Origin of the sequence: Streptomyces sp. NPDC007162 (assembly GCF_040634175.1) — a bacterium.
Taxonomy (GTDB): Bacteria; Actinomycetota; Actinomycetes; order Streptomycetales; family Streptomycetaceae; genus Streptomyces.
In genome coordinates, this window is record NZ_JBEYFC010000812.1 from 1 (window position 1) to 2,788 (window position 2,788).

Here is a 2,788-nt window from a genome sequence, read left to right on the forward strand (position 1 = left end):
GTGCAGGGGGTCGGCGGTGTCGTTCCAGCCCCGGTAGCGGTACCGCACCTGTCCGACCAGCACGTCACGCGGTGAGGAGACGGAGGCGGCGACCCCGGTGAAGGGGCGCATGCGCAGGGCCGCGGGCTGCCAGGGGCGCGCCGGGCGCTGCCCGTTCTCCTGTCCGCCGTGCAGGACGAGTACCGCCGCGCGAGCCCGTTCCCGTGGTGCGCGACGCACCACCAGGGCACTCCCGCCCGCCTCGACGACCCGACCGTCGGTCACCGCGTCCACCTCTGCTTCCTCCGGGATGAAGCGTGCTGCCGCCATCAAACACTCCCGGAGGAAGCCCTGGCCACCGGGAATCCCGAGCGGCGTGCGCCCACCGCGCGGACATCGGTTAGGCTCCACGCGCACAGGGGACGCACAGCGGGGGTGGGGGACATGAGCGAGGGTTTCGGCGAGCCCGAAAAGGCCGGCAGACCGGTGGTCCAGGTGATGGCCGCGGTGGCCTTGTTCGCCGTCGTGGTGGGCGCGCTGTGGGTCCAGAAGCGGTTCGTCCACCAGACGGAGACCAGCAGCGCACCGGCGACCTGCACGACCTCGCACGACCGGCTGCCGGCCCGGTACATCTCCGGTGCCCGCCTGTGCGGGTTGCTGAACCGGCCGGACCTTCCCGCGCTGCTGGGCACGCCCAGGGAACGGATCGAGACCGCCGACGGCAGCGGGGACTGGATCACGCTCGCCGGCGGCACCAGGATTCCCGCGCCCGAGGCGACGGTGACCCTCAGGACGTACTACGTGAAGCTGTCGGCGGCCTACGACGACATGCCCGTCTCCGAGACGGGCGACCTGCTCGGCGGCACCAGGAGGACGAGCGTGCTGGGACACCCCGCCGTCCTCTACTCCAGCCCCACCCTCTCCATCGGCTTCGACCTCGCCGGCGGCAAGACGCGCTCGGGCCCCGGCGGTACGGCGCGCTGCGTCCTGGTCTCGAAGCACGGGAAGGACGACGGGAAGGGCTCGTTCGAGGTCGCGATCTGGCGGCAGGACGACGTGCTGCCCGACGACGGGGCACTCCTGCGGGTCGCGGAGCGCGTCCTGCGGACGGCCCCGGGCTGGAACGAGGCCTGACGGCGGCCGCAGGCGGGCGCGCGGCGCCGGCCCCGGCCGGAAGTCCCGCCTTCCCCGTGACCGGCGCACCGGGCCGGCCGCGGCCCTGAGGCCGGCCACATGTGCCCGATCGTGTCCGACGGTGCGTGGCCGGGCCGCAGCGGTTCGTGGGGTGTTCACGGCGGCGTCCCGGCGCCGGCCGCGGCCGGGACTCAGCTCCCTTCCGGGGCCGGGCGCGGGTCATCTCCTCAGGGGACGACGGTCGTCGCCGTGGAGGTGACGGTGTTCGCGGCGGGGAGTGCGGGCAGCGCGGGTACGGCGCTGCCGAGGAGCCCGGTGACCGCGTCGAGGACGGGGGCGAGCAGCCCGGTGACGGCGCTGATCACTCCGCCCAGGTCGAGGGAGGTCAGCGAGGCGAGCAGTTTGCCGACGGCGGCCTGGATCGCGTTCACCAGGTCCGTCACGGGGTCGGCGGCGCGTGTCTGGGTCCGGTGTCCGGCGGCCCGGCCGACGGCGGCCTTGATGCTTTCCTGGACCGTGTTGCTCCACTTCCGTACCGCCTGCGCGTAGGCGGCGGCCGTCGCCGGGTCGAGCCGGTTGCCGTGCGCCTCGGCGAGGCCGGGCACCGTGGCGAGGAACGGGGAGACGAGACGGGAGTGGTGCGTCGCGTCGAGCCGGTCCAGGAGCGTGGCGAGGTCGGTGCCGGCCGGCACGGCCTGCTGCACGGCACCGTGCCCCGACGCTTCTCGGCCGGCGTCGGCGGCGGCAGCGGTGGCGGCGGCCGGGCCGCATACCAGGGCGGCGCAGACCAGGGGGGAGACGAGGAGGCCGCGGGAGACTAGGGCGCGCATGGGGTTCCTTTCGAGACTGCTGTCCTTGTGCCCACGGTGAGAAGCGGAGCCGGCCGCCGCAACCGCTTCGGGCCCTGGCGCACGGTCCCCGCCGCCCCACGGGAAAGGCCTTGACCAGCCGGTTTGTTCTGCTGGACGGCTCCTGCCGGATGTTCACCCGTCGGAGTGCGCCGCGCAGCCGTCGAAAGCCGCACATGCGAAGAGCCCCGCCCCTGACGGATCAGGGGCGGGGCTCTTCGGTCGGAGCGCCGGGCAGGCCTTGCACCTGCATTTCCCCGCAGGAAGCGGGGCGTCTTTCCTTGGACCACCAACGCATCGCGTTTCACTCGGACTTGAGTGCCTCGCTCAAGATCGAGCCTACCCCGGTCGGGGGACGCACGCCAAATCGCGCGTGCGTGCCCCCGCCGGGGTCCGGGTCACCGTTGCGGAACGCGGTCCAGGTCGTGCAGCCAGGCCCGCGCCGAACTGTCGGAAGGGGCACGCCAGTCGCCGCGCGGGGACAGCGAGCCACCCGCCGACACCTTCGGGCCGTTGGGCATCGCCGAGCGTTTGAACTGGGCGAAGGCGAAGAAACGGCGGCAGAAGTAGTCGAGCCAGTGCCGGATCTCAGCCAGGTCGTACGCCTTCCGCTCGGACTCCGGGAAGCCGGGCGGCCAGGCGCCCGCCGCCCGGTCGTGCCAGGCGTGCCAGGCCAGGAACGCGATCTTCGACGGTCGGAAGCCGTGCCGCAGCACCTGGTACAGGGTGAAGTCGTGCAGCGCGTACGGGCCGATCTTCGACTCGGTGGACTGCAGTTCCTCACCCGGCACCAGCTCCGGGCTGATCTCCGTGTCGAGGATCGCGGC

The 2,788-nt window shown here is 73.2% G+C and carries 2 protein-coding genes and 2 pseudogenes; 1 reads left to right on the forward strand and 3 read right to left on the reverse strand.

What is annotated here, in order from left to right; translation table 11 throughout:
* A pseudogene (locus tag ABZ646_RS44305) lies at positions 1-309 on the reverse strand (hypothetical protein); the annotation flags it as partial.
* Between the two features lie 114 nt (positions 310-423).
* Here ABZ646_RS44305 and ABZ646_RS44310 point away from each other — a divergent pair.
* Entirely contained in the window at positions 424-1,113 is a 690-nt protein-coding gene (locus tag ABZ646_RS44310; protein ID WP_360532820.1) for a DUF6215 domain-containing protein, read from the forward strand.
* Between the two features lie 227 nt (positions 1,114-1,340).
* Here ABZ646_RS44310 and ABZ646_RS44315 read toward each other — a convergent pair whose 3' ends face one another.
* Both ABZ646_RS44315 and nadE read right to left on the reverse strand, forming a co-directional pair.
* Positions 1,341-1,943 (reverse strand): hypothetical protein, encoded by a 603-nt coding sequence (locus tag ABZ646_RS44315; protein ID WP_360532823.1) that lies wholly within the window; start codon positions 1,941-1,943, stop codon positions 1,341-1,343.
* 416 nt (positions 1,944-2,359) lie between these two features.
* Positions 2,360-2,788 (reverse strand): annotated as a pseudogene (gene nadE, locus ABZ646_RS44320) (NAD(+) synthase); the annotation flags it as partial.